24 protein-coding genes and 1 pseudogene are annotated in these 25,671 nt (G+C 72.5%); 11 read left to right on the plus strand and 14 right to left on the minus strand.

All coding sequences use genetic code 11. The annotated features are described in order from the left end of the window. Positions 1-54 precede the first annotated feature (54 nt). Positions 55-843: pseudogene (locus ACY34M_RS13405) on the plus strand (EamA family transporter); the annotation flags it as partial. A gap of 93 nt (positions 844-936) precedes the next feature. Here ACY34M_RS13405 and ACY34M_RS13410 read toward each other — a convergent pair. Continuing rightward, positions 937-1,767 carry an alpha/beta fold hydrolase gene (locus ACY34M_RS13410; protein WP_462717830.1) on the minus strand — a complete coding sequence of 277 codons (831 nt, stop codon included), beginning with the start codon at positions 1,765-1,767 and terminating at the stop codon, positions 937-939. 203 nt (positions 1,768-1,970) lie between these two features. Here ACY34M_RS13410 and sigJ point away from each other — a divergent pair, with 203 nt between their 5' ends. After that, positions 1,971-2,801, plus strand: a complete 831-nt coding sequence (gene sigJ / locus ACY34M_RS13415) for an RNA polymerase sigma factor SigJ (RefSeq protein WP_462718232.1) — start codon at positions 1,971-1,973, stop codon at positions 2,799-2,801. 215 nt (positions 2,802-3,016) lie between these two features. Further along, positions 3,017-3,778 (plus strand): GntR family transcriptional regulator, encoded by a 762-nt coding sequence (locus ACY34M_RS13420; protein ID WP_462717831.1) that lies wholly within the window; start codon positions 3,017-3,019, stop codon positions 3,776-3,778. A gap of 47 nt (positions 3,779-3,825) precedes the next feature. Here the strand turns inward: ACY34M_RS13420 and ACY34M_RS13425 are convergent, their stop codons facing one another. The 3 genes from ACY34M_RS13425 to ACY34M_RS13435 form a co-directional block, all read right to left on the minus strand. Then, positions 3,826-5,004, minus strand: coding sequence for an ROK family protein (locus ACY34M_RS13425; RefSeq protein ID WP_462717832.1), 1,179 nt, complete (start codon positions 5,002-5,004; stop codon positions 3,826-3,828). A 94-nt stretch (positions 5,005-5,098) separates the two neighbouring features. Beyond that, entirely contained in the window at positions 5,099-5,749 is a 651-nt protein-coding gene (locus ACY34M_RS13430; protein WP_462717833.1) for a response regulator, read from the minus strand. A 14-nt stretch (positions 5,750-5,763) separates the two neighbouring features. Further along, positions 5,764-6,981, minus strand: coding sequence for a sensor histidine kinase (locus ACY34M_RS13435; RefSeq protein ID WP_462717834.1), 1,218 nt, complete (start codon positions 6,979-6,981; stop codon positions 5,764-5,766). Positions 6,982-7,089: 108 nt separating this feature from the next. Between ACY34M_RS13435 and ACY34M_RS13440 the strand changes: the two genes are divergently transcribed. From ACY34M_RS13440 to ACY34M_RS13450, 3 genes are all read left to right on the plus strand, one after another. Beyond that, positions 7,090-8,013, plus strand: a complete 924-nt coding sequence (locus tag ACY34M_RS13440) for an ABC transporter ATP-binding protein (protein ID WP_462717835.1) — start codon at positions 7,090-7,092, stop codon at positions 8,011-8,013. Further along, positions 8,010-8,750 carry an ABC transporter permease gene (locus tag ACY34M_RS13445; RefSeq protein WP_462718233.1) on the plus strand — a complete coding sequence of 247 codons (741 nt, stop codon included), beginning with the start codon at positions 8,010-8,012 and terminating at the stop codon, positions 8,748-8,750. The genes ACY34M_RS13440 and ACY34M_RS13445 overlap by 4 nt, the downstream gene beginning before the upstream one ends. An 86-nt stretch (positions 8,751-8,836) precedes the next feature. Continuing rightward, entirely contained in the window at positions 8,837-9,634 is a 798-nt protein-coding gene (locus tag ACY34M_RS13450) for an SAM-dependent methyltransferase (RefSeq protein WP_462717836.1), read from the plus strand. Position 9,635: 1 nt separating this feature from the next. On the opposite strand, the gene ACY34M_RS13455 is transcribed toward ACY34M_RS13450, so the two are convergent. The 4 genes from ACY34M_RS13455 to ACY34M_RS13470 form a co-directional block, all read right to left on the minus strand. Continuing rightward, the gene (locus ACY34M_RS13455) at positions 9,636-10,661 is read right to left on the minus strand and encodes a bile acid:sodium symporter family protein (protein ID WP_462717837.1); all 1,026 of its coding nucleotides are present in this window, start codon (positions 10,659-10,661) and stop codon (positions 9,636-9,638) included. 88 nt (positions 10,662-10,749) lie between these two features. Then, positions 10,750-11,301, minus strand: coding sequence for a G/U mismatch-specific DNA glycosylase (mug, locus tag ACY34M_RS13460; RefSeq protein ID WP_462718234.1), 552 nt, complete (start codon positions 11,299-11,301; stop codon positions 10,750-10,752). After that, positions 11,298-12,737 (minus strand): adenylosuccinate lyase, encoded by a 1,440-nt coding sequence (gene purB, locus ACY34M_RS13465; RefSeq protein WP_462717838.1) that lies wholly within the window; start codon positions 12,735-12,737, stop codon positions 11,298-11,300. The genes mug and purB overlap by 4 nt, the downstream gene beginning before the upstream one ends. A gap of 103 nt (positions 12,738-12,840) precedes the next feature. After that, on the minus strand, positions 12,841-13,782 hold the full coding sequence (locus tag ACY34M_RS13470; RefSeq protein WP_462717839.1) for a LysR substrate-binding domain-containing protein: 942 nt from the start codon (positions 13,780-13,782) through the stop codon (positions 12,841-12,843). Between the two features lie 182 nt (positions 13,783-13,964). Between ACY34M_RS13470 and ACY34M_RS13475 the strand changes: the two genes are divergently transcribed. The 5 genes from ACY34M_RS13475 (at position 13,965) to ACY34M_RS13495 (ending at position 19,683) form a co-directional block, all read left to right on the plus strand. After that, entirely contained in the window at positions 13,965-14,975 is a 1,011-nt protein-coding gene (locus ACY34M_RS13475) for an aldo/keto reductase (protein WP_462717840.1), read from the plus strand. A 35-nt stretch (positions 14,976-15,010) separates the two neighbouring features. Continuing rightward, entirely contained in the window at positions 15,011-15,430 is a 420-nt protein-coding gene (locus ACY34M_RS13480) for an SRPBCC family protein (protein WP_462717841.1), read from the plus strand. Positions 15,431-15,522: 92 nt separating this feature from the next. Beyond that, complete coding sequence (locus tag ACY34M_RS13485; protein ID WP_462717842.1) at positions 15,523-16,530, plus strand: LacI family DNA-binding transcriptional regulator; 1,008 nt, start codon at positions 15,523-15,525, stop codon at positions 16,528-16,530. A gap of 137 nt (positions 16,531-16,667) precedes the next feature. After that, on the plus strand, positions 16,668-17,987 hold the full coding sequence (hisD, locus tag ACY34M_RS13490) for a histidinol dehydrogenase (protein WP_462717843.1): 1,320 nt from the start codon (positions 16,668-16,670) through the stop codon (positions 17,985-17,987). A 343-nt stretch (positions 17,988-18,330) separates the two neighbouring features. Then, the gene (locus ACY34M_RS13495; RefSeq protein ID WP_462717844.1) at positions 18,331-19,683 is read left to right on the plus strand and encodes an MFS transporter; all 1,353 of its coding nucleotides are present in this window, start codon (positions 18,331-18,333) and stop codon (positions 19,681-19,683) included. A gap of 6 nt (positions 19,684-19,689) precedes the next feature. Here the strand turns inward: ACY34M_RS13495 and ACY34M_RS13500 are convergent, their stop codons facing one another. The 6 genes from ACY34M_RS13500 to ACY34M_RS13525 all read right to left on the minus strand — a co-directional run bounded on the left by ACY34M_RS13500 (position 19,690) and on the right by ACY34M_RS13525 (position 25,599). After that, complete coding sequence (locus ACY34M_RS13500) at positions 19,690-20,271, minus strand: RBBP9/YdeN family alpha/beta hydrolase (RefSeq protein ID WP_462717845.1); 582 nt, start codon at positions 20,269-20,271, stop codon at positions 19,690-19,692. Next, positions 20,268-21,554: an MFS transporter gene (locus ACY34M_RS13505; RefSeq protein WP_462717846.1), complete on the minus strand. Its 1,287-nt coding sequence runs from the start codon at positions 21,552-21,554 to the stop codon at positions 20,268-20,270. Before ACY34M_RS13505 ends, ACY34M_RS13500 begins: the two co-directional genes overlap by 4 nt. Continuing rightward, positions 21,554-22,426, minus strand: a complete 873-nt coding sequence (locus ACY34M_RS13510; protein WP_462717847.1) for a TauD/TfdA dioxygenase family protein — start codon at positions 22,424-22,426, stop codon at positions 21,554-21,556. The genes ACY34M_RS13505 and ACY34M_RS13510 overlap by 1 nt, the downstream gene beginning before the upstream one ends. 15 nt (positions 22,427-22,441) lie before the next feature. Further along, positions 22,442-23,413 carry a quinone oxidoreductase family protein gene (locus ACY34M_RS13515; protein ID WP_462717848.1) on the minus strand — a complete coding sequence of 324 codons (972 nt, stop codon included), beginning with the start codon at positions 23,411-23,413 and terminating at the stop codon, positions 22,442-22,444. After that, complete coding sequence (locus tag ACY34M_RS13520; RefSeq protein WP_462717849.1) at positions 23,413-24,483, minus strand: beta-keto acid cleavage family enzyme; 1,071 nt, start codon at positions 24,481-24,483, stop codon at positions 23,413-23,415. The genes ACY34M_RS13515 and ACY34M_RS13520 overlap by 1 nt, the downstream gene beginning before the upstream one ends. A 93-nt stretch (positions 24,484-24,576) precedes the next feature. Next, complete coding sequence (locus tag ACY34M_RS13525; protein ID WP_462717850.1) at positions 24,577-25,599, minus strand: AraC family transcriptional regulator; 1,023 nt, start codon at positions 25,597-25,599, stop codon at positions 24,577-24,579. Positions 25,600-25,671: the final 72 nt, after the last annotated feature.

A 25,671-nucleotide genomic window follows, 5' to 3' on the forward strand; every position in this document is an offset into this window, starting at 1 on the left:
GGCTCCTCAAGTGGACCTCGTGGCGGACCACCCGCCCTTCCTAACGTCGCCCCCATGAACGCCACTTCACTGCGGGGCTCCCTGCTCGCCACGCTCGCCTGCGTCCTCGTGGGCGGCTCGTTCACCGCCAACAGCGTCCTCGGCCACTACCCGTACGCGGGCGGCCAGTTCCTCCGCTACGCCGTCGCGTGCCTGCTGCTCCTGCCGCTGGTCGGGAAGGGCGGTCTGCATCCGCTGCGGCGGCTCGCGGCGCGCCAGTGGGCCAGGCTCGCGCTGCTCGCCGCCGTCGGCATGGTCGGCTTCAACCTCGCGATCCTCGCCGCGGAACGCTCCGCCGAACCGGCGGTACCCGGCGTCTTCGTGGGATGCGCGCCCGTGGTCGTCGCCGTGCTGGTTCCCATGGTGGGCGGGGTCAGGCCCCAACGGGCGGTGCTCTACGGTGCGTTGCTCGTGGCGGCCGGGGCCTTCACCGTCCAGGGCTGGGGACGTGCGGACGCCACCGGGATCGCCTTCTCCGTGTGCGCCCTCGCGGGCGAGGTCGGCTTCGCCGTGCTCGCCGTACCGGTGCTGCGCCCGCTCGGCCCCCGGCTGCTGTCCTGCGCGGTGTGCGGGATTGCCGCGCTGGAGGCGGCCGTCGTCGGGCTCGTCGTGGACGGTGCGGGCTGGCTGCGCGGGCCGGACGGCGCCGAACTGGCGGCCCTGGCATGGCAGGCCGTGGTCGTCACGGTCGTCGGCTTCGTGTGCTGGTACTCGGGCATCCAGCGGATCGGCGCCGAGCGGGCCACGCTGTTCTCCGGGCTCATCCCCGTCGCGGCGGCCTGCACCGCGCCGCTGGTGGGCTCCGGGACGTACGGCGTCGCCCAGGGCGCGGGCAGCGCGCTCGTCGCCGCCGGGGTCGCCCTGGGCTCAGGGGTGTTCGGCCGACCGCCGCGTACGTCAGCGGCTGCCGTCGAGGATCACCCGCGCGACGAGCGCCGGGTCGTCGTTCATCGGGACGTGCCCGCAACCGGGGAGCCTGACCAGCCGCGACCGGGGGATGACCTGCTTGGCGCGGACGCCCTGGCGGCGCACGAGGAGCCGGTCCTTGGTGCCCCACGCGATGGTGACGGGCAGCTCCTCGATGTCGTCCCGGAACAGCACCGAACGCCCCGCCTCCAGCGTCTTGCGGAACCCGGCGGCCTCCCGCAGGGCCAGCGTCTCCGCGACGACCGCCTCGGGTGAACGGCGGCCGGGCCGGGCGTAGATGGTGCTGGTGAGCGCCGCGCGCCCGACCGCGGTACGGGACAGCCGCTCGATCACCGGCACCGGCATGGCCCGCGCGCCCGCCCGCATCGCGAGCAGCGTCCCGAAGGCGTACCGCCGCTCCGCCTCGGTCCAGAACCCGGCGGGGGAGAGCGCCGTCACGGACCGCACCAGCTTCTCCCGGCCGAGGTCGAGCGCGAGCAGCCCGCCCAGCGAGTTCCCCGCCACGTGCGGCCGCTCGATCCCGAGGTGGCGGCAGAACGCGTCGAGGACGGGCACCACACCGGCCAGGTCGTACGCGTGCCCGTCCGGCAGGGCGGGCGACTTGCCGAACCCCGGCAGATCCACCGCGATCACGTCGCGCTCCGTCGCGAGGATCGGCAGCACCGGCTGCCAGGCCTCCCAGTGGTGCCCGATCCCGTGCAGCAGGAGCAGCGGCTCGCCGGAGCCCGTGCGCTCGTACGCGAGCCGCACGGTCTGGGACCCTCCGGCGCTCTCGATGCTGAAGGACGCCTCTGTCGCCATGTCGCCCGTTCCCTCTCCCCGCCACACCGCGACGGTTTCTTAGACTCCCTGTCAGCAACAATTACCGCCCGGTAGCCTTCAGTTCAAGGGGCGTACGGGAAGTAGTCCGACGCCCGCTGGACAGCGTGCGACGCGTCCTATGGGATGGGTGGGTGGCCACCGACATCGACATCGATGACTTCGAAGAGCACCGCCCCGTCCTCATGGGCGTGGCCTACCGGATGCTGGGCCGGGTCGCCGACGCCGAGGACGTGGTGCAGGACGCCTGGCTGCGCTGGTCCCGCGCTGACCGGTCCGACGTCCGTGAACCGCGCGCCTACTTGGTCCGCATCACCACCCGGCTCGCCCTCGACCGGCTGCGCCAGGTCCAGTCCCGCCGCGAGTCCTACGTGGGACCCTGGCTGCCCGAGCCGCTCGTCACCGACTTCGGGCCCACGGTGCCCGACACCGCCGAGCAGGCCGTGCTCGCCGACTCCGTGTCGCTCGCGGTCCTCGTCGTCCTGGAGTCGCTCTCGCCGCTGGAGCGCGCCGTGTTCGTCCTGCGGGAGGCCTTCGGCCTGTCGTACGCGGAGATCGCCGGCACGCTGGAGCGGGGCGAGGCCGCCGTGCGGCAACTCGCGACCCGCGCGCGCAAGCACGTCGACGAGCGGCGGCCCCGCTTCGACGTCGACCCGGTCCAGCAGCGCGATCTGACCGAGCGCTTCCTGGCCGCCGCGACCGACGGCGACCTCGACGGGCTCATGGCCCTGCTCGCCCCGGACGCCCGGCTCGTCGGCGACAGCGGCGGCAAGGCCAGGGCGCCGCTGCGGGTCATCGAGACCGCCGACAAGGTGGGCCGGTTCGTGGAGGGCGCCGTGCGGCAGGGAAGGGGTGGCGGCTTCGAGTTCCGTCTCGTGGAGTTCAACGGCACGCTCGGCGTGCTCGTCACGGGCGACGGCAAGCCGGACGCCGTCCTCCAACTGGGCGTCCACGAAGGCCGCATCCAGCAGATCTACATCGTGCGCAACCCGGACAAGCTCGGCTCGCTCGGCTAGCCGCGGCCCCGTCCTCCGGACCGCGAGGCCCGCTCCCGACACGCATGTGGGGGCGGGCCTTCCGCTTGCCCCCGCGTTCCACCACGTGAGAACCGTCGACGATTGGTATTGACCAAGTTCCGAGGGCGGCCATACGCTCGCTGGGATAAGGCAGGAACCTTTAATAAACAAGGGCGACAAAAAGCCGCCAGGGCACGGCTGTTGCGGAGGACAGGGTGGGGACCACGCAGTTGGAAGCGGCACCGGAGCCGAAGTACTGGCATCTGAAGACCGTGCTCACCGATGCGCTCGACTCCGAGTTCGCGGTGGGCGAGATCCTGCCGAACGAGCGGGACCTCGCGGCCCGCTTCGGCGTCGCCCGTGCCACGCTCCGCCAGGCCCTCGAGCAGCTGGAGCTGGAAGGCCGGTTGCAGCGCCGCCGTGGCGTCGGCACCACGGTCGCGCCGCCCCGCGTGGGCGTCGCCGTCGCGTCGAACGACCGGGAGTGGCCCGGTGGCAGCGCGGACGCGTGGCAGGCCGTCGACTCCGCCGTCGAGGTACCGCCGAGCGCCGTCGCCGCCGCCCTGGAGACCGCTCCCGACACCGAGGTGCACGTCCTGCGCCGCACGCGGGGCTCGCACGGCCAGCCGGTCGCGGCCGAGCTGCTCTACGTACCCGCCTCCTCGGCCCCCGACCTGACGGCCATCGACGCCCCGTCCGGCGCGGCACGCGCGCGTGCGGTCCTGCGCGAGCTGCAGCGCCTCGGGCTCGACGGCGAGGACCGTGCGGTCGAGCTGGGCTCGGCGCGCGCCGACGACGCGAAGGAACTGGACCGGCTGCCCGGCGCCCCCGTCCTCGTCGTCACGACCCGCTACTTCAGCCGTGGCGCGACCGCCGCCGTCTCCGTGGCGACCTACCGCGCGGACACCTGCCGGCTCACCTTCGGCGACACCGCGGGCGTGGAGATCCACCACGCCCCGCAGACGAAGGCTTCGTAGCGCCGCGACCGATGATCGGCGGCGCGCCTGTTCAGCGGTGCGCCCGATCAGCGGCGCGCCGCGACCGTGCTCCGACCCGCCGTGACCGTGCTCTCCATGGCGAACAGCTGCTCCTCGACGTGGTCGAGGGCGAGCCGCAGCGCACCCGTGGCCACCGCCGCCCCGCCCAGCGTCGACAGCGCCACCCGCGGCGGGCGCAGACAGTACCGCTCCAGCTCCCGCCGCAGCGGTTCGAGCACGCCGTCCAGGCCCGTGGCCCAGCCGCCCACCACGACCAGCTCCGGATCGAGCGCGAGCACCAGCGCCGCCACGTCGTGCACGAGCCGCTGAAGGAACCGCTCGACCGCCTCGGCCGCCCGCGCGTCGCCCGAGCGCGCGAGCCGGAACACCTCCGCCACGGCGAGTTCGTCCAGGGGGTGCAGCGGCTCGTCCGTCGTGGACAGCAGCGCCTCGGGCCGCACCTCGCGGCCCAGCAGGTGCAGCGCCCCGATCTCGCCGGCCGCGCCCCCGTAGCCCCGGTGCAGCCGGCCGCCGATCAGGGCCCCGGCGCCGGGGCTCAGCCCGGCGAGGACGAACACCATGTCGTCCGTGTCCGCGCCCGCACCCTTCCAGTGCTCGGCGACGGCCGCCGCGTTCGCGTCGTTCTCCACGAGGACCGGGCACTTGAACGAGCGCCGCAGCCGCTCACCGAGCGGCAGCCCGGTCCAGCCCGGCAGCGCCGTCCCGAGCCGCACCGTCCCGTCCGCCTCCACGATCCCCGGGCTGCCGACGCCGACCGCCCACAGCGAGTCACGGGCCACGCCCGCCCGCCGCAGCAGTTCGGCGACGGTGCCGCGCAGCTTGTCGAGCCGCTCGTCCGCGCACGCGGCCTCGTCGACGTCCTTGGCACCCGAACCGAGCACCCTGCCGTCGAGCGCGGAGAGCACCGCGGCCACCCGGTGCGGGCCGATCTCCAGGCCGAGCAGATGCCCGGCCTCGGCCCGGAAGCGGAACTTGCGCGCGGGCCGGCCCTGCTTGCGTGCGCCCGGCTCCTCGACGGTGGTCTCCACGACGAGCCCGGCCTCCATGAGGCCCTCGACGACACCCTCCACGGTGGGCCGCGACAGGCCGGTGACCCGGGTGACCTCGGTGAGCGTCGCGAACTCGGTGGAGCGCAGCGCGTGCAGCACCACCGCGGAATTGATCCGCCTGAGCAGAGAGGGATCCCCGCCGGTCAGTCGACCCACCGTCGTCCTCCCCGCCGTCGCGCGTGTTCGCCGGATGGTACCCGCAGCCACCGACAGCAGCGAGACCAGGGTGCACTTCTGGGACGCGTGCCGCTCAGCCGGGCGCCACGAACCCCGACTCGTACGCCGCGATCACCGCCTGCGTCCGGTCCCGCGCGCGCAGCTTCGTCAGGACGGCGCTGACGTGCGATTTGACCGTCTCGGTGCCGACGACGAGGTCCGCGGCGATCTCCGCGTTCGACAGTCCGCGCGCCATCAGCCGCAGCACCTGGCCCTCGCGCTCGGTCAGGGCCGCCCGCTCCAGCGCTTCGCGGGCCGCCGAACTCCCGTACTCCGCCGCCAGCTTGCGGACCGCCGCGGGGAACAGGAGTGACTCGCCCGCGGCGACGAGGCGCACCGCGTGCACGATCTCCTCGGGGCGTGCCCGCTTCAGCAGGAAGCCGTCGGCGCCCGCGCGCAGCGCCCCGTACACGTACTCGTCGTTCTCGAACGTCGTGATCACGACGATCTTCGGCGGGCGCTCCGCGCCGCGCAGCACCGCGCGCGTGGCCTCGATCCCGTCGAGCAGCGGCATCCGGACGTCCATCGCCACGACGTCGGGGCGCAGCTCGCGGACCAGGGGGACGACCGCCGCGCCGTCCGCGGCCTCGCCCACCACCGTGATGTCGGGCTGCGCTTCGAGGACCGCGCGCAGGCCGGCGCGGACCAGGGGTTCGTCGTCGACGAGGAGCACGGTGAGCGGCACCCGGTCAGGTTAGATCACCCGACGGGCAGTTCGACGTGAACCTGCCATTCGTCGCCGACCGGTCCCGTCCGGGCGTGCCCGCCGAGCAGCGCCGCCCGCTCCCTGACTCCGCGCAGTCCGCTGCCCGTGCCCGCCGCGTCCGACGTGCGACCCGGAGGCAGCGCGTTGCGCACGTCGAGGACGAGCCGCTTGTCCGCGACCTGGAGGGTCACGGTGACCGGCACGGTTCCGCAGTGCCGCAGCACGTTCGTGAGCGCCTCCTGGAGGATGCGGTAGCCCTCGCGTGACACCGGTCCCGGCACCGTCTCCAGCGCTCCGGAGACCGTCACCTCCACCTTCGTCCCCGAGGCCCGCGCCGAGTCGAGCAGCCGGTCCGCCTCCTGGAGCGTCGGGCGGCTGCCCACCGGCCGCTCCGCCTCGCGCAGCACCACGAGCACGCGCTCCAGATCCTCCAGGGCGGCCCGGCCGGTCTCCTCGATGGCGCTCAGGGCCCGGTCCGTGAACGCCGGATCGCCCGCCGCCCGCGCCGCGCCCGCCTGCACCACGGCGACGGTCAGCGCGTGGCCGATGGAGTCGTGCAGCTCGCGGGCGATGCGATTGCGCTCCAGCAGCTGCTCGGTGCGCTCCTCCAGCGCCGCCAGCCGCTCCGCCCCGGACGGGCTGAGCAACACCCGGGCCGTGCGGGCCGTCAGCCATCCTGCGCCCGCCACCGCGTACACCAGGAAGAGCAGGACGACGGGGATCGTCGGCCCGCACAGCCAGTCCGCCTCCGGCACGGGCAGGGGCGACAGATCCTCGGACCGCACACCCATGGCAGCGGCCGCCAACTCCATCGTCCAGGAGAAGACTTGGCCCGAGAACAGGGCGACCGTGAGCCCAAGGAAGAGCCGCAGCACCAGCCATACCGACGTCCTGCCGCGGTCCCGCCACGACGCCGAAGGCGCCACCGAGATCTCGCGCTCCGCACCGGCGTCGGCCCCGCGCGCGTGCTTGCCCGGAAACAGCATCATCCGCGCCTGCAACCCCTCGGAGCGCCGGATCACCGGAACCGTGCCGAGCACGAGCAGCAGCGGCATGGGCGTCAGGTAGACGAGAACCCAGTCGTGCACGGTGGGGGAGGAGAGCCCCGGGGACACCATCGCGAACACGAAGGCGATCACCGACGAGCACAGCAGATGCAGCCAACGCGTGTACGTCACCGCGCGCGCCGGCGGTCTCAGGAAGCGGGGCATGCCGTCATCGTGCCAGCCGCCCCGCACCCCACGGCTCCCCCGTGCGGGGGAGGCGAACTCCACGGGCGGGGGAGGCCCGGCGCCCCTGGTGCGGACGACGCTGAAGCCATGACCAGTATCGACGTCCAGGACCTCACCAAGGTGTACGGGACGACGCGCGCCGTGGACGGCCTGAGCTTCCAGGTCGAGCCCGGCCGCGTCACCGGCTTCCTCGGCCCGAACGGCGCCGGAAAGTCCACCACCATGCGCCTCGCGCTCGGCCTCGACCGCCCCACCTCCGGGACCGCGCTCATCGGGGGCCGCCCCTACACGACGTACGACGAACCACTGCGCGTGGTGGGCGCCCTGCTCGACCCGCAGGCGGCGCACGGCGCCCGCACCGCGCGCGAGCACCTGCGGGCGCTCGCCGTCAGCAACCGCATCCCGGTCGAGCGCGTCGACGAGGTGCTGGAGCAGGCCGGGATCGCCGCCGTGGCGAAGAAGCGCGTCAAGACGTTCTCGCTCGGGATGCGGCAGCGGCTCGGCATCGCGGCGGCGCTGCTCGGCGACCCCGAAGTGGTGCTGCTCGACGAGCCGTCCAACGGGCTCGACCCCGAAGGCATCATCTGGATCCGCGAGTTGCTGCGCGACCTCGCGCGCGCCGGACGCACGGTCCTGGTCTCCAGCCACCTCATGAACGAGACCGCGACCTTCGCCGACCACCTCGTCGTCCTCGGCCGCGGGCGGCTCCTCGCCGACACCCCGATGCCCGAGTTCATCGCCGCGCACAGTGCCCGCCGCGTACGGGTGCGCTCCACGGACCCCGCCCGGCTGCGCGCCGCACTCGTGCGCGCGGGGCACACGGTGACGCTCGCCGACGACGGCCGCTGCGACGTGGAGGGCGTCACCGCCGCCGACGTGGGCGCGCTGGCCGCCGCCGAGGGCGTCCCCGTCCTCGAACTCGTCGACGAACAGGCCTCGTTGGAGCAGGCCTACCTCGCCCTCACCGCGAACGACACCGAGTTCGCCGCCACGCCCCTCCAGGAGGTCTGACCGTGTCACCCACCGCCGTACTGCACTCCGAGTGGATCAAGGTCAGGTCGCTGCGCGGCAGCTTCGGCTCGCTGCTGGCCGTCTTCGTCGCCACCCTCGCCGTCACGACCCTCGCGTTCGCCACGATCGGCCAGGCCGAGGCCGACGACGGCGGGGACCTGCTCTTCGGGGCCTTCTACGCCCTGAACTTCGGCCAGATCGCGGCGCTCGCCTTCGGCGCCACGGCCGTCTCGTCCGAGTACCTGAACAACGCGCTGCGCGTCTCCCTCGCCGCCGTGCCGAACAGGAACCTCCTCTACGCCTCCAAGATGGCGGTCGTCGGCGCGGGCGCGCTCGTCGTGGGGGTGGTCACGACCTTCGCCGCGTTCCTCGTGGGCCAGGCGTTCATGGGCCCGTACGCACTCGGCCTCGGCGATCCGGGGGCGCTGCGGGCCTGCGTCGGCGGCGGTGTGTACCTCGCGCTCATGGCGCTGTTCGCGGCCGGGCTCACGGCGGTGCTGCGCAGCGCGGTGGCCGTGCTGAGCATCCTGGTGCCGTTCCTGCTGATCGTGTCCTTCGTCGTCGGGGACGTCGCCGGCTCGGCCGCCGACTTCCTGCCCGACCGCGCGGGCCAGCAGATCCTCCGCCAGCACGCCGAGGGCTCCCTCGGCCCGTGGGCCGGGCTCGCCGTCACCGCGCTGTGGGCGACGGCCGCCGTGCTCGCCGGATGGTGGTGCGTGCGGCGCAGGGACGCATGACGCGGCGGGCCCCTCGCGCGCCACATCGAACTCCCGTGCCACTATGGGATCTTGAGTCGGGACCGGGAACAGACGAGGGAGAGCGCATGAGCGACGCCGACGGGGCCAGGCCGGAGGGGCGCATCGCCAGCCACATCGCGCACAACGCGCGCGTGTGGAACTACTGGCTGGGCGGCAAGGACCACTACGAGGTGGACGAGAAGGTCGGCGACATGGTGACGTCCATGTACCCGAGCATCGGCGAGGTCGCCCGCGCCGACCGCAAGTTCCTGGGCCGCGCCGTCACCTTCCTCGCCAGCGAGGCGGGCGTGCGCCAGTTCCTCGACGTCGGCACGGGCCTGCCGACCGTCGAGAACACGCACGAGGTCGCGCAGCGGATCGCGCCGGACGCGCGCGTCGTCTACGTGGACAACGACCCGATCGTCCTCACCCACGCCCGCGCGCTGCTCACCAGCTCCGCCGAGGGCCGCACCAACTATGTGGACGCGGACGCCCGCGACCCGCGGGAGATCGTCGAGGCGGCCTCCGAGACGCTCGACTTCGACCAGCCGGTCGCGGTCATGCTCCTCGGCATCCTGAACTTCGTGCTCGACACGGAGGAGGCCGCGTCGATCGTGCGTCACCTCGTCGACGCCGTCCCCTCCGGCAGCTACGTGGTCCTCACCCACCCCACCCTCGAACTGGGCGGCGAGGGCAACGAGGAGGCCATGAAGTTCTGGAACGAGAACGCGAAGCCGCCGATCACCGCCCGCACGGGCGCCGAGATCGCGGCGTTCCTCGACGGCCTGGAGTTCGTCGAGCCCGGCCTCGTCTCGTGCGCCCGCTGGCGCGACGGCGACGCCACGCAGGTCGCCCAGTACGGCGTGGTGGCCCGCAAGCCGTGAGCTACGCGGCGGCCTCGCGGACCCGGGGCCGGGGCAGCCGTCCCGCCGCCCCGGCCACGACCTTCTGCAGCAGGCTGTAGGAGAGGATCGGCAGCAGCACTTCGGGTCGGTGCGAGAACCAGCCGCCGGCGAGCACGGCCGCCGCGCTGCTGTTGTTCATGCCGGTGGCGAAGGTGAGCGAGACCGTGTCCTGCCGGTCGCACCGGGTCCAGCGCGACAGCCGGCGCCCGCAGTGGAACGTCAGGCAGCACACCGTGCCGGACAGGGCGAGCGCCAGCATCAGCAGGTCGGGGTCGGGCCGGGACAGCGCCCGCCCCAGGGCGCCGGCGGCGTTGATGTAGCAGAGCAGCAGGATGTTCACGAGGTTGACCGCTTTGACCGGGGACAGCACCCCGCGCACCCGGTCCTCCCCGAGCACGATCCGTACGACGATCCCGGCCAGGCACGGCAGCACCACGGCCACCAGTGCGAACACCCCGGCCCCTGTCCGGGCGACGGCGTCGATCCGCGCCGTGTCGTCGAGGGCCCCGGTGCCGCCGGGGCCCACGAGCGCACCGGCCACCTGGATTCCGAAGGGGACCGTGAGCGGGCTCAGCAGCGTGGAGCCCATGACCATCGCGACGACCAGCGGGACATTGCCGCCCGCGGTCTGGCCCCAGGACGCGGCGCCCCCGGCGATCGGCATCGCGAGGACCAGCAACAGCCCGACCACGAGTCCCTCGGCCTCCGTCGGATCGGGCCAGGTGCGCAGGCACAGGGCGACGACCGGCAGCACCACCAGGGGCAGCAGGGCGTTGGCGGCGATTCCGAGGGCGAGGCGCACGGGCCGCCCCGCCACGGCGCGCAGCTCGGCGACGCGTACCCCGAGCCCCGCGTTGAACAGCATCACGGCCAGCAGCGCCGTCGGCACGTGCGGCGCGGACTCCCGCAGCCGCTCGCCGGGGGCCGGGAGGACCCCGGCGAGCAGGTAGCAGAGCAACATCAACAGCAGCAGCCGGCGGTGCACGGCGGCGATCACGGTCTTCACGCGGTGGAGCGTAAGCGTGACCGTGCGTGAGGTCCGGTCGTGTTGGCGGCGACTTGACCAAGCTCTCACCCGGATTGCCAGGAACGGGCTACCGCGCGGCCGCCGCCTCGCGAAGCCGCGCGTACTCCTCGGCCATCGTCGCCGCCGTCCAATGCGCGTTCAGACCGCTGGGGTTGGGCAGGGCCCACACGCGGGCGCCGCCGATGGTCCGCTCCTGCGGGCCGATCCTCGCCTTGGGCTCGCCGAAGGCCGAGCGGTACGCGGTCACGCCCACCACGGCGAGCCACGCGGGCCGCAGTTCGGCGACCTTCTCCTCAAGCGCGCGGCCGCCCTCCCGGTACTCCTCCGCGCTCAACTCGTCCGCCCGCGCCGTGGCCCGCGCGACGACGTTCGTGATCCCGAGCCCGTACGTCAGCAGTTCCTGCTGCTCGGACGGTTTCAGCTGCCGGGGCGTGAAGCCGGAGAGGTGCAGGACCGGCCAGAAGCGGTTGCCGGGACGGGCGAAGTGGTGGCCGGTCGCGGCCGTCATCAGGCCGGGGTTGATGCCGCAGAACAGAACCCGAAGGCCGCCCGCGACAACGTCCGGAACGAGACGGTCGCGAGCGGCCTCCAGGTCCGCTTGAGTGAGGCGGGAGGTCAGAGGATCGCCCCCGGCGTGTAACCGGCGGCCTCCGGGCGCTGCTTCACGATCTCCTCGACGCGGGCCACGATCTGCGCGACCTGACCGGCGGCGGCGCCCGTGAACGACAGCTTGTCCGCCATCAGCTCGTCGAGCTGCGCGCGGTCCAGCGGGATCCGGGAGTCGGCGGCCAGCTTGTCGAGCAGTTCGTTGCGCTCGACGCCCTGCTCGCGCATCGCGAGGGCCGAGGCCACCGCGTTCTCCTTGATGGCCTCGTGGGCCTCCTCGCGGCCGACGCCCGCGCGCACCGACGCCATGAGCACCTTCGTGGTGGCGAGGAACGGCAGGTAGCGGTCCAGCTCACGGGCGACGACGGCGGGGAAGGCGCCGAACTCGTCGAGCACGGTCAGGAACGTCTCAAGGAGACCGTCGAGCGCGAAGAACGCGTCCGGCAGGGCCACGCGACGCACCACCGAGCACGAGACATCGCCCTCGTTCCACTGGTCGCCCGACAGCTCGCCGGTCATCGACGCGTAGCCGCGCAGGATCACCATGAGGCCGTTGACGCGCTCGCAGGAGCGGGTGTTCATCTTGTGCGGCATCGCGGAGGAGCCGACCTGGCCGGGCTTGAAGCCCTCGGTGACCAGCTCGTGCCCGGCCATCAGGCGGACCGTCTTGGCCAGCGAGGACGGGGCCGCGGCCAGCTGCACCAGCGAGGTCACGACCTCGTAGTCGAGCGAGCGCGGGTAGACCTGGCCGACGGAGGTGAAGGCCTGCGAGAAGCCGAGGTGCTGCGCGATCCGCTGCTCCAGGTCGGCCAGCTTGTCGGCGTCGCCGCCGAGCAGGTCGAGCATGTCCTGGGCGGTGCCGACCGGACCCTTGATGCCGCGCAGCGGGTAGCGGTTCAGCAGCTCCTCGACCCGGCCGTACGCGACGAGCAGCTCGTCGGTGGCGGTCGCGAAGCGCTTGCCGAGGGTGGTGGCCTGCGCGGCGACGTTGTGCGAGCGGCCGGCCATGACCAGCTCGCCGTACTCGCCGGACAGCTTGCCGAGGCGGGAGAGGACGGCGACGGCGCGGTCGCGGACCAGTTCGAGGGAGAGCCGGACCTGGAGCTGCTCGACGTTCTCCGTCAGGTCGCGGGACGTCATGCCCTTGTGGACCTGCTCGTGCCCGGCGAGCGCGTTGAACTCCTCGATGCGGGCCTTCACGTCGTGCCGCGTGACCTTCTCGCGCTCCGCGATGGAGGCCAGGTCGACCTGGTCGAGCACCCGCTCGTAGTCGGCGATGGCGGCGTCCGGGACGTCGATCCCGAGGTCCTTCTGGGCCTTCAGCACGGCGAGCCAGAGCTGTCGCTCCAGCTTCACCTTCTCCTCGGGGGACCAGAGGGTGGCGAGCTCGACGGAGGCATAGCGGCCGGCGAGAACATTCGGGATACGGGGCTTTGCAGGCGCAGTCACGTGGAGGAAGTTTACCGGCCGTCCCTACAGGCTCCGAACCGTCGTCCGAATGTAGGAACGTACAGGTCGCGGCGGGCGGCGCCGGGCGTGAGGCACCGCACGGTCAGTGGCCGCCGCCCGGACCACTGGCACCCTCGCTCCCGGAGTCCACGGTCCCGCAGGCCAGGACCGTCCCGCGGAACGAGGACACGACCGGGCGCAGGTCGACCTCGTGCCATACGGCCCACAGGCGAACGGACCTGCGGAACCAGGGGAGTTCGCGCACGGTGACGCCCTCGGTGCCGCGTTCGTGCAGCATGCTGCGCTGGACGAACGCGGCACCGAGCCCCGACGCCACCAACCCCACCGCGGTGAGCGGTTCGGGTGCCTCGAAGCGGATGTCCGGGGTGAACCCGGCGGCGGCGCACGCCGCGACGAAATCGTCCCGCCACACGTGGTCCTGCCCGTCCTCGACGGCGATCCACGGTTGGCCGTCGAGGTCCTCGGGCCGCACCTCGTCCGCACGGGCCAGCGGATGGGCGCTGGGCACGGCAAGGAGCAGCGGGTCCTCAAGGAGCAGCGCGCTGCGCAGGTCCGGATCGTCCTCGGGCGGCGCCTCCGGGACCAGCGCGATGTCCAGGCTGCGCTGACGCAGGCCCTCGAACTGCTCGTGCGCCGTCATGTCGTAGAGGGCGACGTGGATACCGGGCCGCTCCTCGTTCAGGTTGCGCAGCGCGCTGGGCAGCAGGCCGGTGTGCATGGCGTCGCCGACGTAGCCGACGCACAGGCCGCCCTCCTCGCCGCGGCCGAGGCGGCGGCCGAGGTTCTCCAGGCGGGCGGCGTGCCGCAGCAGCGCCCTCGCCTCGGTGAGGAAGACGCGGCCGTCGGAGGTGAGCCGGATGCGCTGCTGGCTGCGCTCGAACAGGGTCAGACCCAGGTTCTTCTCCAGCTGCGCGATCTGCCGGCTCAGCGGCGACTGCGAGATGTGCAGCCGCTCGGCGGCCCGGCCGACGTGCTCCTCCTCGGCCACGGCCACGAAATAACGAAGTTGTCGCAGGTCAAGCATGTCGGACCTCGGGGGACTCAAGTGTGTCCAAGTAAGTCTTGGACAGTCTTACCCGTTGATCCTAACCTCGGAGGAGCAAGAGGCGCGGAGCAGGAGAAACCAGCACAAAACTCCTCAGGCCGCGTAAGCCACCAAGGCGTCGAGCACCACGGCGTCACGCACCAAGGCAAGGAACTCTCTCCATGGGCATCAAGTCCCTCCTCCCCGGCAAGCTCGGCTTCGGTACCGCCCCCCTCGGCAACATGTTCCGCGCGATCCCCGACGACGAGGCCCGCGCCACCGTCGAGGCGGCCTGGGACCACGGCATCCGCTACTTCGACACCGCCCCCTTCTACGGTGCCGGGCTCGCCGAGGAGCGCCTCGGCGAGGTGCTCGCCACCAAGCCCCGCGACTCCTACGTCCTGTCCACCAAGGTCGGCCGCGTCATCCTCGACGAGCACGAGACGGACGTCCCCGACTTCGGCGAGAAGGGCGGCCTGTTCGAGCACGGCAACCCGAACAAGATCCTCCACGAGTGGACCGCCGACGCCACCGAGCGCTCCATCGAGGGCAGCCTCAAGCGCCTCGGCACGGACCGCCTCGACATGGTCTGGGTCCACGACATCGCCCAGGACTTCCACGGCGACGAGTGGATCCAGAAGTTCGAGGAGGCCCGCACCGGCGCCTTCCGCGTCCTGTCCCGGCTGCGCGACGAGGGCGTCATCAAGGCCTGGGGCCTCGGCGTCAACAAGACCGAGCCCATCGAGCTGACCCTCGCCCTCGACGAGCCGAAGCCCGACGGATTCCTGCTCGCCGGCCGCTACACCCTCCTCGACCACGAGCACGCCCTCACCCGCCTGCTGCCGATGGCGCAGGAGCAGGGTGTCGACATGGTCGCGGGCGGCCCCTACAGCTCCGGCATCCTCGCCGGCGGTACCCACTTCGAGTACCAGGAGGCCCCCGCCGAGATCATCGAGCGCGTCGGCCGCCTCAAGGCCCTCACCGAGAAGCACGGCATCGGCATCAAGTCCGCCGCCCTGCAGTTCTCCCTGGCCCACCCGGCCTCCGCCGCCGTGATCCCCGGCGCCACCCGCCCCAGCCGCATCGCCGAGGACACCGCCGCCCTCGCCGAGGAGATCCCCGCCGCGTTCTGGACCGACCTGCGCGCCGAGGGCCTCGTCAGCCCGGCCGCTCCGCTCCCGAACAACGCCTGAACCAGCACTACTTGAACGTGAAAGTGAGGCCTGTCATGGCTTCCACCACCGCATCCCTCGACATTCCGCAGAGCCCCGACCGCGTCTGGCAGCTCATCGGCGGCTTCGGCTCGCTGCCGGACTGGCTCCCGTACATCCCGCAGAGCGAGCTCGGTGAGGGCGGCCGGGTGCGCCGTCTGACCAACGCGGACGGTGGCGTCATCGTCGAGCGCCTCCAGGCCTTCGACCAGGACGCGCGCAGCTACTCGTACGCCATCGAGCAGGCGCCGTTCCCGGTCACCGGCTACCTCTCCACCATCACGGTGCACGAGGTCCCCGGCAGCCCGGACGCCTCCCGCGTCGAGTGGTCCGGCTCGTTCACCCCGGACGGCGCGAGCGTCGCCGAGGTCGAGGAGCTGTTCCACGGCATCTACGCCGACGGTCTCGCCGCGCTCCTGAAGACCGTTCAGGTCTGACGGACACACCGACGCCGGGCGCCGGAGGCGGAATGCCTCCGGCACCCGGCGATCCGTATCCTTGCCTCGACCCGACCCGGAGGTAAGGACCCATGGCGCGGCGGCCGACCGTCACCAGCGTGCAGATCGCCCGCGAGGCCGGAGTGGCGCAGTCGACCGTCTCCCGCGTCCTGAACGGCGGGAGCGTGGCGCCCGAGACGCGCCGCCGGGTGCTCGACGTGGTCGCCAAGTACGACTTCCAGCCCAGCCAGGCCGCGCGCAGCCTCGTCGGCTCACGCTCCGGCCTGATCGGCGTCGTCATCCGCGATCTGACCAACCCGTTCTACCCGGTCATGGTCAAGGCGATGGAGCGCGTCCTGCACGAGCAGGGCATGCGCCTCACGCTGGTCACGGACGTGATGACCGCCGAGGAGGGGCTCGCGCAACTGCGCCGCGAAGGCGTCGACGGGGTCGTGTTCACCTCGGCGGTGCAGGACGAGCCGCTGGCACACCGCATGGCGGGCCACGGCATCCCCGTCGTGCTGGTCCACCGCACCCTCGCGGACTTCCCCGCCGACCAGGTCGAGGCCGACAACCCGACCGCCGGTGACCTCGCGGCCGGGCACCTGCTGGGCCTCGGGCACCGACGGATCGGCATGGTCTGCGGCCTCGCCGGATCGAGCACGGCCCAGCAGCGCGGCCGCGGCTTCCGCGAGCGGATGCGGGCCGCGGGCGACGCCGACCTCGTCGAGATCGACGGCGACTACGACTACGCCACCGCGTACGAGGCGGTGCGCACGCTGCTCGCCGCCTCAGCCCGGCCCACGGCGCTCTACTGCCACAACGACATCATGGCGTACGCCGCGCTCAACGCCGCCGCGGCCGAAGGCGTCGCCGTGCCGGGCGAGTTGAGCGTGGTGGGCTGCGACGACGTGCCGCTGTCGGCGTGGGAGCGGATCGACCTGACGACCGTGCGCCAGCCGCTGGAGCGGATCGCGCAGGTCGGCGTGGAACTGCTGCTCGCCCGCCTGGAGGACCCGGACCTGCCGTACCGGCACGAGGTGCTGCCGGTGGAGTTCGTCGGACGCTCCACCACGGGCCCCGCGCACATCCCTTCGTAAATCCCGCGGCCAAAATCCTCGGCCAAATCCTCGGTCAAAATCCTCGGCCAACCCCTCTTGACCGTTCCGCCCCTCGTCTTCCATCCTGTGGATACGTATCCAATGGATACGTATCCACAACGAGTGAGGAGCTGGGCGTGTCCCGCACCATCAAGGCCGCCACCACCCCGTCCACCGCGCCGTCCGGTGACGACACCGTCGGACGTGCCGTCCGCGAGCTGATCGCCGACGTACGCGGCCGCGGTGACGAGGCCGTCCGCGAGCTGTCCGCGCGCTTCGACCGCTGGGAGCCGGAGTCCTTCCGGCTGGAGGGCGAGCGCCTCGCCGAGATCATCGGCACTCTCGACCCGCAGGTCGTCGAGGACATCAAGACCGTCCAGGCCAACGTCCGCCGCTTCGCCGAGGCGCAGCGCGACTCGATGTCCGAGATCGAGATCGAGACCGCGCCGGGCGTCTTCCTCGGCCACCGCCACGTGCCGGTCCAGTCCGTCGGCGCCTACATCCCCGGCGGCCGCTACCCGCTGACCGCCTCCGCGCACATGACGATCGTGACCGCCAAGGCCGCGGGCGTGCCGCGCGTCGTCGCCTGCACCCCGCCGATCCGCGGCGAGATCCCCGCCGCGACCATCGCCGCCATGCACTTCGCGGGCGCCGACGAGATCTACGTGCTCGGTGGCGTCCAGGCCGTCGCCGCGATGGCCGTCGGCACCGAGACCATCGAGCCGGTGAACATGCTGGCCGGGCCGGGCAACGCGTTCGTCGCCGAGGCCAAGCGCCAGCTGTTCGGCGAGGTCGGCATCGACCTGTTCGCCGGGCCGACCGAGATCCTGGTCGTCGCGGACGAGCACGCGGACCCGTTCGTCGCCGCCGTCGACCTGCTCTCGCAGGCCGAGCACGGGCCGGACTCGCCCGCCGCCCTGATCACGACGAGTCAGCAGGTCGCCGACGAGGTGCAGCGGCACATCGACGAGATCCTGCCCGGCATGCAGACCGGCGACATCGCGGGCCCGGCCTGGCGCGACCACGGCCAGATCGTCCTGGTCGACGACCTCGACGAGGCGTACCGCGTCGCCGACGAGTTCGCGTACGAGCACGTCCAGATCCTCACCGAGAACCCCCGCGAGGCCCTGGACAAGATGCACGCCTACGGCGCCCTGTTCCTCGGCGAGGGCACCTGCGTCTCCTACGGCGACAAGGTGATCGGCACCAACCACGTGCTGCCCACCCGTGGCGCCGCCCGCTACACCGGCGGCCTGTGGGTCGGCATGTACCTGCGCACCGTCACATACCAGGAGGTGCGCGAGGAGAAGTCCTCCGCCGAGCTCGGTGAGCTGTGCGGTCGCGCGGCCCGCGTCGAGCTGTTCGAGGGTCACGCCCGCTCCGGCGACGTCCGCGCCGCCAAGTACGCCGGCGCCACGCTGCCGTGGACCGACCACTACGAGGCGGCCCGCGCCTGAGACCGGGCGACCCCACGCCCGCGCCGTGCGGCCCGGCGCCCACGCTCACGCTGCGCCGAGCGCCTCGGCTGCCGGGCGGCCCCGGCGCCCCAGCCGCGTCACGCGCCGCACCACCGGGCCGCGCTCTCCGCGCGGCCCGGGCGGGCCTCTCGATGTCCGCCGCACCTGCCGCACTCGCCGTGCCTGCCGCACTCGCCGTGCCTGCCGCACTCGCCGTGCCTGCCGCACTCGCCGTGCCCGTCGCACTCGCCGTGCCCGTCGCGTCCGTCGCCGGGCGGGCGGCCACCGGACCGGGTCCGGTCCCGCGGCCCCGCCCCGCTCACCCCGATCAACGGAGATCCCCATGCCCACCGCCACCCCGACACCGGAGCAGCTCCGGCGCCGGTCACTGCAGTCCGGCACCATCGGCGCGATCGTCGAGTGGTACGAGTACACGATCTACGGCACCGCCGCGGCCCTGGTGTTCGGGCACCTGTTCTTCCCGAACCTGTCGCCCGGCGTCGGCCAGATCGTCTCGCTCGCCTCGTTCGGCGTGGGGTTCCTGGCCCGCCCGATCGGCGCGTTCGTCGCCGGACACCTCGGGGACCGGATCGGCCGCAAGTCCACGCTGATCCTCACGTTCTCGATCATGACGGTGGCCACCGCGGCGATCGGCCTCGTGCCGACCTACGACCAGATAGGCGTCGCGGCACCGCTGTTGCTGTGCGTGCTGCGTCTCGCGCAGGGCTTCGCGGTCGGCGGCGAGTGGGGCGGCGCGGCGATCGTCGCGGTCGAGAACGCGCCGAAGAAGCGGCGCGGTTACTTCGGCGCCTGGCCGCAGATCGGGGTCTCCGCGGGCCTGCTGCTCGGCACGGCGGCGGTCTCGCTGGCCTCCTGGATCTCCGGCGACGCCTTCGACACGTGGGGCTGGCGGCTGCCGTTCCTGCTCAGCGTGATCCTCGCCGCGGTCGGCTTCTTCATCCGCCTGCGGGCCACCGAGAGCCCGGCGTTCCTGGAGGAGAAGCGGAAGATGGACGCGGAGCTGGAGCGCCGCAAGGCGCCCGCGGCGGTCGTCTTCCGCGACCACCGCAAGGCCCTGCTCATCACGGTCTTCGGCCGCTTCGCGGAGGCCGGGAACTACTACCTGTTCACGACCTTCATCCTGTCCTACGTCACGAGCACGCTCGGCGCGCCGAAGAGCTACGGGCTGACGGCGTCGATGATCGGCGCCGCGGTGAACATCGTGATGATCCCGGTGTTCGGCGCCGTCTCCGACCGCATCGGACGCGTGCGCACCTTCCTCATCGGCGGCGCGCTGATCGTGCTGACCACCTGGCCGATCTTCGCGCTGGTGCACACGGGCCGCCTCTGGGCGATCGTCGCGGGCGTGGTCCTCTTCCTCGCCCTCGGCCACGCCATGGTGTACGCGCCGCTGCCCGCCCTGTACTGCGAGATGTTCCCCACGGCGGTCCGCTACTCCGGCATCTCCATCGGCTACCAGATGGCCTCGATCCTCCTGGCGAGCTTCACCCCCGCGCTGGCGGGCGCGATGGTGCTGTGGGCCGACGGCAGCCTCTGGATGGTGATCGCGTTCGCCGTCGTGACAACGATCATCTCCATGGTGGCCATCGCCTTCGCCCCGGACCTGCGGGACCGGGAGCTGTCGGAGGTCGGGGCCGCGCCGGAGCGTGACGCGCAGCCGGTGCCCGCGCACTGACCGGCCCTACGCGAAGGCCCGGTACGTGACACCGAGTTCGCTCAGCAGGCCCATCGCGCGAGGCCACCGACCGTGGCCGGACGCGGGGTTGAGGTGACCCACCGCGCCGAGGTCCACCAGACGGCTGCCCCAGTGGGCCGCCAGGGAACTCACCCGGTCGAAGGATGCCAAGGGGTCGTTCCTGCTCGCGGCGACGATGCTGGGGAAGGGGAGCCGCTCGCGCGGGACCGGTGTCCAGCCGTGCTCGCGCAGCTCCTTGCGGGACGGGTAGCCGTCCGGCAGCTCGGTCTCGAAGTCCGGTGGGGCGGCGAGCAGCGCTCCGACGACGCGTGCGCCGCACTGCCGCGCCCAGTGGACGGTGGTCAGCACGCCCGCGCTGTGCGCCACCAGCAGGACGGGCGCCGCAGTGTCGGCCAACTCCGCGTCCAATGCGGCCACTTGGGCCGCGCGGCTGAGCCGGTCGCGCTCCAGGGGCGGGACGGTGCGGGTGCGGGGGAGTTCGTGCGCGAGGTGGGTCTGCCAGTGGTCGGGGACGTGGTCCCGCAGGCCGGGGACGATCACCACGGTGGGCTGTTCGGGGCTGGTCATGACGAGGGCTCCAAAGTGGTCAGTCGGCGCAGGTCCTTCTCGTACGTGTGCCGGCCGACGGCGAAGGCCGTGGCACCGAGGAGCGCGACCAGCGGGATGACGCGCAGCGCCCCGTCCAGGCCCAGGTGGTCGGCGAGTACGCCGGTCAGGGCGGGGCCCGGTGCCAGGCCGATGAGGCTGTTCGCGAGGGTGAGCGTGGCGAGCGCCGTCGCGGCGACGGCGGCGGGGGTCAGGCTCGCCACCATCGCGGCCGCCGGGCCGGACGTGCCACCGGCGAGCAGCGTGCCGAGGCCGACGAGCACGAGCTGCGCCGGGCCGGTCGGAAGGAGGAAACCGGTGGTCAGGAGAGTCAGTGAGCCGAGGCTGCAGACGATCGCCACCGTCCAGTTGCGGATCCGCGCCCGTCGGCCGAGCCGGTCGGCGACGGCTCCGCACACGATCATGCCGAGCCCGCCGATGAGGGCGAACACGCCCGCCGCCAGGCCCGCCTTGTTCGTCGGCAGACCGTAGGCCCGGTCCAGGTAGCTGGGCATCCACGTCAGCAGCGCCATCGCCAGGAACATCTGCAGGCCGCTGCCGACGTAGGCGCAGACGACGGACACCGAGTTGAAGAGGTGCGCCAACTGCGGTCGGATCGGCGGGCGTCGGGCGCCCCGGGGGCGCCGCTCGCCGAGCTTGCGTTCCTTGACGACGAGTCCGTAGACGACCGCGAGCGCGAGCCCGTACAGGCCCATCACGCCGAACGCCCAGCGCCAGCCGTGCGCCTGTGCCACGACGCCGCCGACGGAGACGCCGAGGACGGACCCGAACGAACCCCCGGCCATGAACGCCCCGGCGAGCGTCGCCCGCAGACCCACCGGGAACACACTGAGCACGACCGCGATGCCGACGCTGCCGTACGCCGCCTCCCCGACGCCGACGACGAAGCGGGCCAGGAACATCTCGCCGTAGCCCGCCGCGACGGCGCAGCCCAGCGTCGCCAGGCTCCAGACGCCGGCCGCGGCGACCAGGATGCGCACCCGCCCCCAGCGGTCGGCGAGCAGCGACAGGGGGAAGGTCAGGACGCCGACCATCAGCGCGACGATGCCGCTCAGTGTCCCCAACTGGCCGTCGGAGAGCAGCCACTGGGCCTTCAGCATCGGGAAGACGGCGTTGAGCACCTGCCGTGACATGTAGTCGGACAGCAGCAGGGCGAAACTCAGCGCGAACACCAGCCACGCGTAACGACGTGACACCGCCGGCGGGGCGCCCACCGCCCGCGGCGTCAGCACGGACCCGGCCATCAGAACGGACGATCGCCGGTGATGCCGGCGCGCTCCATGCGGCGCACGGCGGGCCAGTAGTCCTGGACTGCGTAGTGCTGGGTGGAGCGGTTGTCCCAGATCGCGACGGAGTTCGGGGTCCAGCGCCAGCGCACCTGGTACTCGGGCACGGCGGCCTGGCTGATCAGGTAGCGCAGGAGGTCGGCGGCGCCGGGCGCGTAGTCCTGGCCGAAGCGCACGTTCTCGGGGCGGTGGTAGTTCACGAAGTGCGTGGTGAAGGCGTTGACGAAGAGGATCTTCTCGCCGGTCTCCGGGTGGGTGCGCACCACCGGGTGCTCCGGGTCCGGGAAGCGCGCCTTGAGCGCGTGGCGCTCCGCCGTCGGCATGACCGCGCCGAACGTCGCCTCGATGCTGTGCCGGGCGCGCAGTCCCTCGATGCGCCGCTTGACCCGGTCGGGCAGGCGCCGGTAGGCCTCGGCCATGTCGACCCACATCGTGTCGCCGCCGACCGCCGGGCCCTCGACGCAGCGCAGCACGGCGCCCATGGGCGGGCAGTCGCGCCAGGTCGCGTCGCAGTGCAGGGCGTTCTCGTAGTGCTCGGGCGGGCTGTCGAGGTCCTTGTAGATGCGGACGAGGCCGGGGTGCTCGGGGTCGCTGCCCGCCACGGGGTGGTCCTCCAGCGGGCCGAAGCGGGACGCGAACGCGACGTGCTCGGCCCGCGTCATGTCCTGGTCGCGCAGGAACAACACCTTGTACTGGAGCAGGAGTTGGCGGATCTCGGTGAACAGTGCGTCGTCGCGGGCGGCGTCGCCCAGCTGAACCCCGCGCAGTTCGGCGCCGAGGGTGCAGGTCAGGGGTTCGACGGTGAGGGATGTACGGGTGGTTACGGACATCGGGACTCCCATGGTTCAGAGGACGAAGACGGACGAGCCCGTCGTGCGGCCCGACTCCAGGGCGCGGTGCGCGTCCACCGCGTCCGGCAGCGCGAACCGCTGCGGGATCCGGACCGTGATCCGGCCGGCCGCCACGTGGTCGAACAACTCACCGGCGAGCGCGGCCCGTTCGGCCGGGTCTGCGATGTAGTCGGCGAGCGCGGGCCGGGTCACGAACAGCGAGCCGTGGACGGCCAGTTGCATGGCGTCGAGCGGCGGCACACCCGACGCCGTGCCGAAGCAGACGAGGAGCCCGCGGCGGCGCAGCGAGGCCATCGACGCCTCGACCGTGTCCTTGCCGATGCTGTCCAGGACGAGCGGAACGCCTTCGCCGCCGGTGAGTTCACGGACGCGCTCCGCGACGTTCTCGCGCCGGTACAGGATGGTGTGGTCGCAGCCGTGCTCGCGGGCGACGGCCGCCTTCTCCTCCGTGGAGACCGTGCCGATGACGGTGATGCCGAGCAGCTTGGCCCACTGGGTGAGGATCAGCCCGACCCCACCGGCCGCCGCGTGCAGGAGGATCGTGTCGCCCGCCTTCAACGGGTGGATGCGGCGCAGCAGATACGCGGAGGTCAGTCCGCGCATCGTCATGGCCGCCGCCGTGTCGAAGCCGATCGCGTCCGGCAGTTTGATCAGGGAGTCCGTCGGCATGACGCGCTCGGTGCTGTACGCGCCGAGCGGACTGCCCGTGTACGTGACCCGGTCGCCCGCGGCGAACCCCGTCACGCCGGGGCCGACGGCCAGGACGACGCCCGCCCCCTCGACGCCGAGCCCCGCGGGCAGCGGCGCCGGGTACAGACCGGTGCGGAAGTAGGTGTCGGCGAAGTTCAGGCCGACCGCCTGATGCCGGATGCGCACCTCGCCGGGCCCCGGGGCGCCCACCGCGACCTGTTCCCAGCGCAGCACGTCCGGGCCGCCGGTCTCGTGGAAGCGGACCGCGTACGCCATCAGCGGCCGCCCTCGGTCGCGGTGGAACGCAGCATCGCACCGCGCTGGCCGGGGCGGCGGTTGGGCACCATGCCGAGCTGCGCGAGGGTCTCGTCGGTGCTGTCGTACCACTCGCCGAGCCGGTAGATCTCGCGCGCCTCGGGCCCGGAAGCCACCTCGCGGCCGACCGCGTCGGCGATCCGCACCATCTGCTCGACCTGCTGCACGGACGACATCCGCTCGCCCTTGCGGCTCCACAGGTTGTCCTCGTTGCCGACGCGGACATGGGCACCGAGCGCGATCCCGACCGCGTTCATCGGGGCCACCGCGCGCATCGAGGCCTCGATCGTGAGGACGGCGCCGTCCGGCACGCGGCGGATGAACTCGACCAGGTCGGCGGGGTGCCGGCCCGCGAACCCGCCGCCGATCGCCACGTAGTTGAGGACGAGGGGCCCGTGGTACTCGCCCTTGCGGACGAGGCGCTCCACCGTCTCCAGCTGGGACAGGTTGGCGAGCTGGAAGTGCGGCTGGATGCCGCCCGCCCGCAGCCGCTTCAGGTGCTCCAGGTAGAACTCGGGTCCCGCCTCGACCACCATGTCCCGGTACGCCGTGTAGTAGCCCGGCTTGGCGATGGACGTGCCCTCGATGTCGGCGTCGTCGAAGAGCTCGACGATGTTCATCTGGTTGGTGTTGATGGCGATGGTCACCTGGTCGGGAGCCGGTGACACCTCCGCCAGCATGTGGCGGGTGTCGTAGCTGAGCCACTGCGCGTCGCCGCCCTCGTCCTCCGGGGCGAAGGAGATCGAGCCGCCGATCTGGAGCACCATGTCCGGCACGGCCTCGCGCAGCCTGCCCATCAGCTCGTTGAACATCGACAGACGCTTCGAGCCGTGCCCGTCGAGTTCGCGTACGTGGATGTGCAGGACGGTGGCGCCCGCGTGGTAGCAGTCCACGGCGGCCTGGACGTGCTCGTCCATCGTCAGCGGCAGGTCGTCGGCGTCGCCCGGCAGCCACTCGGGGCCGTACGGCGCCGCCTGGATGACCAGCTTCTGCTGGTTCTCGGGGTAGAGGGAGTCATCGTGGAAATGCATGGATTCGTACCCTTCGGTGCGGTTTCTCGCCTACCACCGCCACGTTAAGGACGGGTTACGCGGCCCGCTTAACCGAAAGGGACAGCCAACTTGTCACTTGGGGACAGGAGTTGAATCACCGGTGCGCCGGGCCCGCCAGGCCCTCGGTGTGCAGCCGAACTGCTCACGGAACCAGCGCGAGAAACCGCTGGGCGCGGAGAAGCCGAGGAGGAGCGCTACCTCGGTCAGCGGCTGGTGCGGATTCGCCACCAACTGCTCGGCGAGGCGGGCGCGGGTGGCGTTCAGCAGCGAGGAGAACGTCTGCCCCGCCGACGCCAGATGCCGGTGCACCGTCCTGCGGTCCACGCCGAGGCTGTGCGCGACCTCCTCGATGGAACAGCGCCCCGTCGGCAGCAGCGTCTCGATCAGCTCCCGCACCTGGTCGACGAGGGCGGCCCCGCGCGGCTCGGTGACCGATTCGAAGTACTGGCGGGCGTAGGCGTGCAGGAGCGGGTCCGATTGCGGATTGGGGGCATCGAGGTCACGCGCGTGCAGCACCAGGCCGTTGAACGCGCGGCCGAACTCCACCGCGGGACCGAAGAGGCGGTGGTGCGTGGCGAGCTCCGTGGGCGCCGCGTGGGTGAAGCAGACGGCAGCCGGGCGGCAGCGATCGCCCAGAATCTCCCGTACGACGTGGTGGAAGACGGCGACGGCCAGCTCCGTGGCCTGCCGTGCGGGGGCCGGCTCGCCCAGCTCCAGCCACACCTTCAGCACCGACCGCCCCCGGGACTCGTCGAGCCGCCCGTGCAGCATCTCGTTGTACGCGTCCTCGTGCCGGATCAGCAGGTCGAGCGCGCTGCGCAGGGTCGGCTCCTCGCGCGCCACCAGGCTGATCGGCCCCAGGTTCGCGAACCGCCGCCGGCCGGCGAGCAGCAGCCCGAAGTCCTCGCGGCCGGCCGCGGCGGCCGACCGTTCGAGCAGCCGGGTCACGGCGGGACCGGGGATCCACCGGTCCTGTACGGAGAGCTCGGCGGGGCGCAGGCCCACCTCGCGCAGCAGCGGTTCCGGGGCGAGGCCGAGCGACCGGGCGAGCGGGACGTAGCCGCTGAGCGCGGCGCTGCGGACGCGGGGCTTCATGGGCACGCTCCTTGCCTGTCCCCGTCGGATAAGTCGCACGTCACGGGAGGGCAAGCGGGGGGCCGTGGCGCG

It is taken from the genome of Streptomyces sp. EDA2-14 (assembly GCF_054963755.1).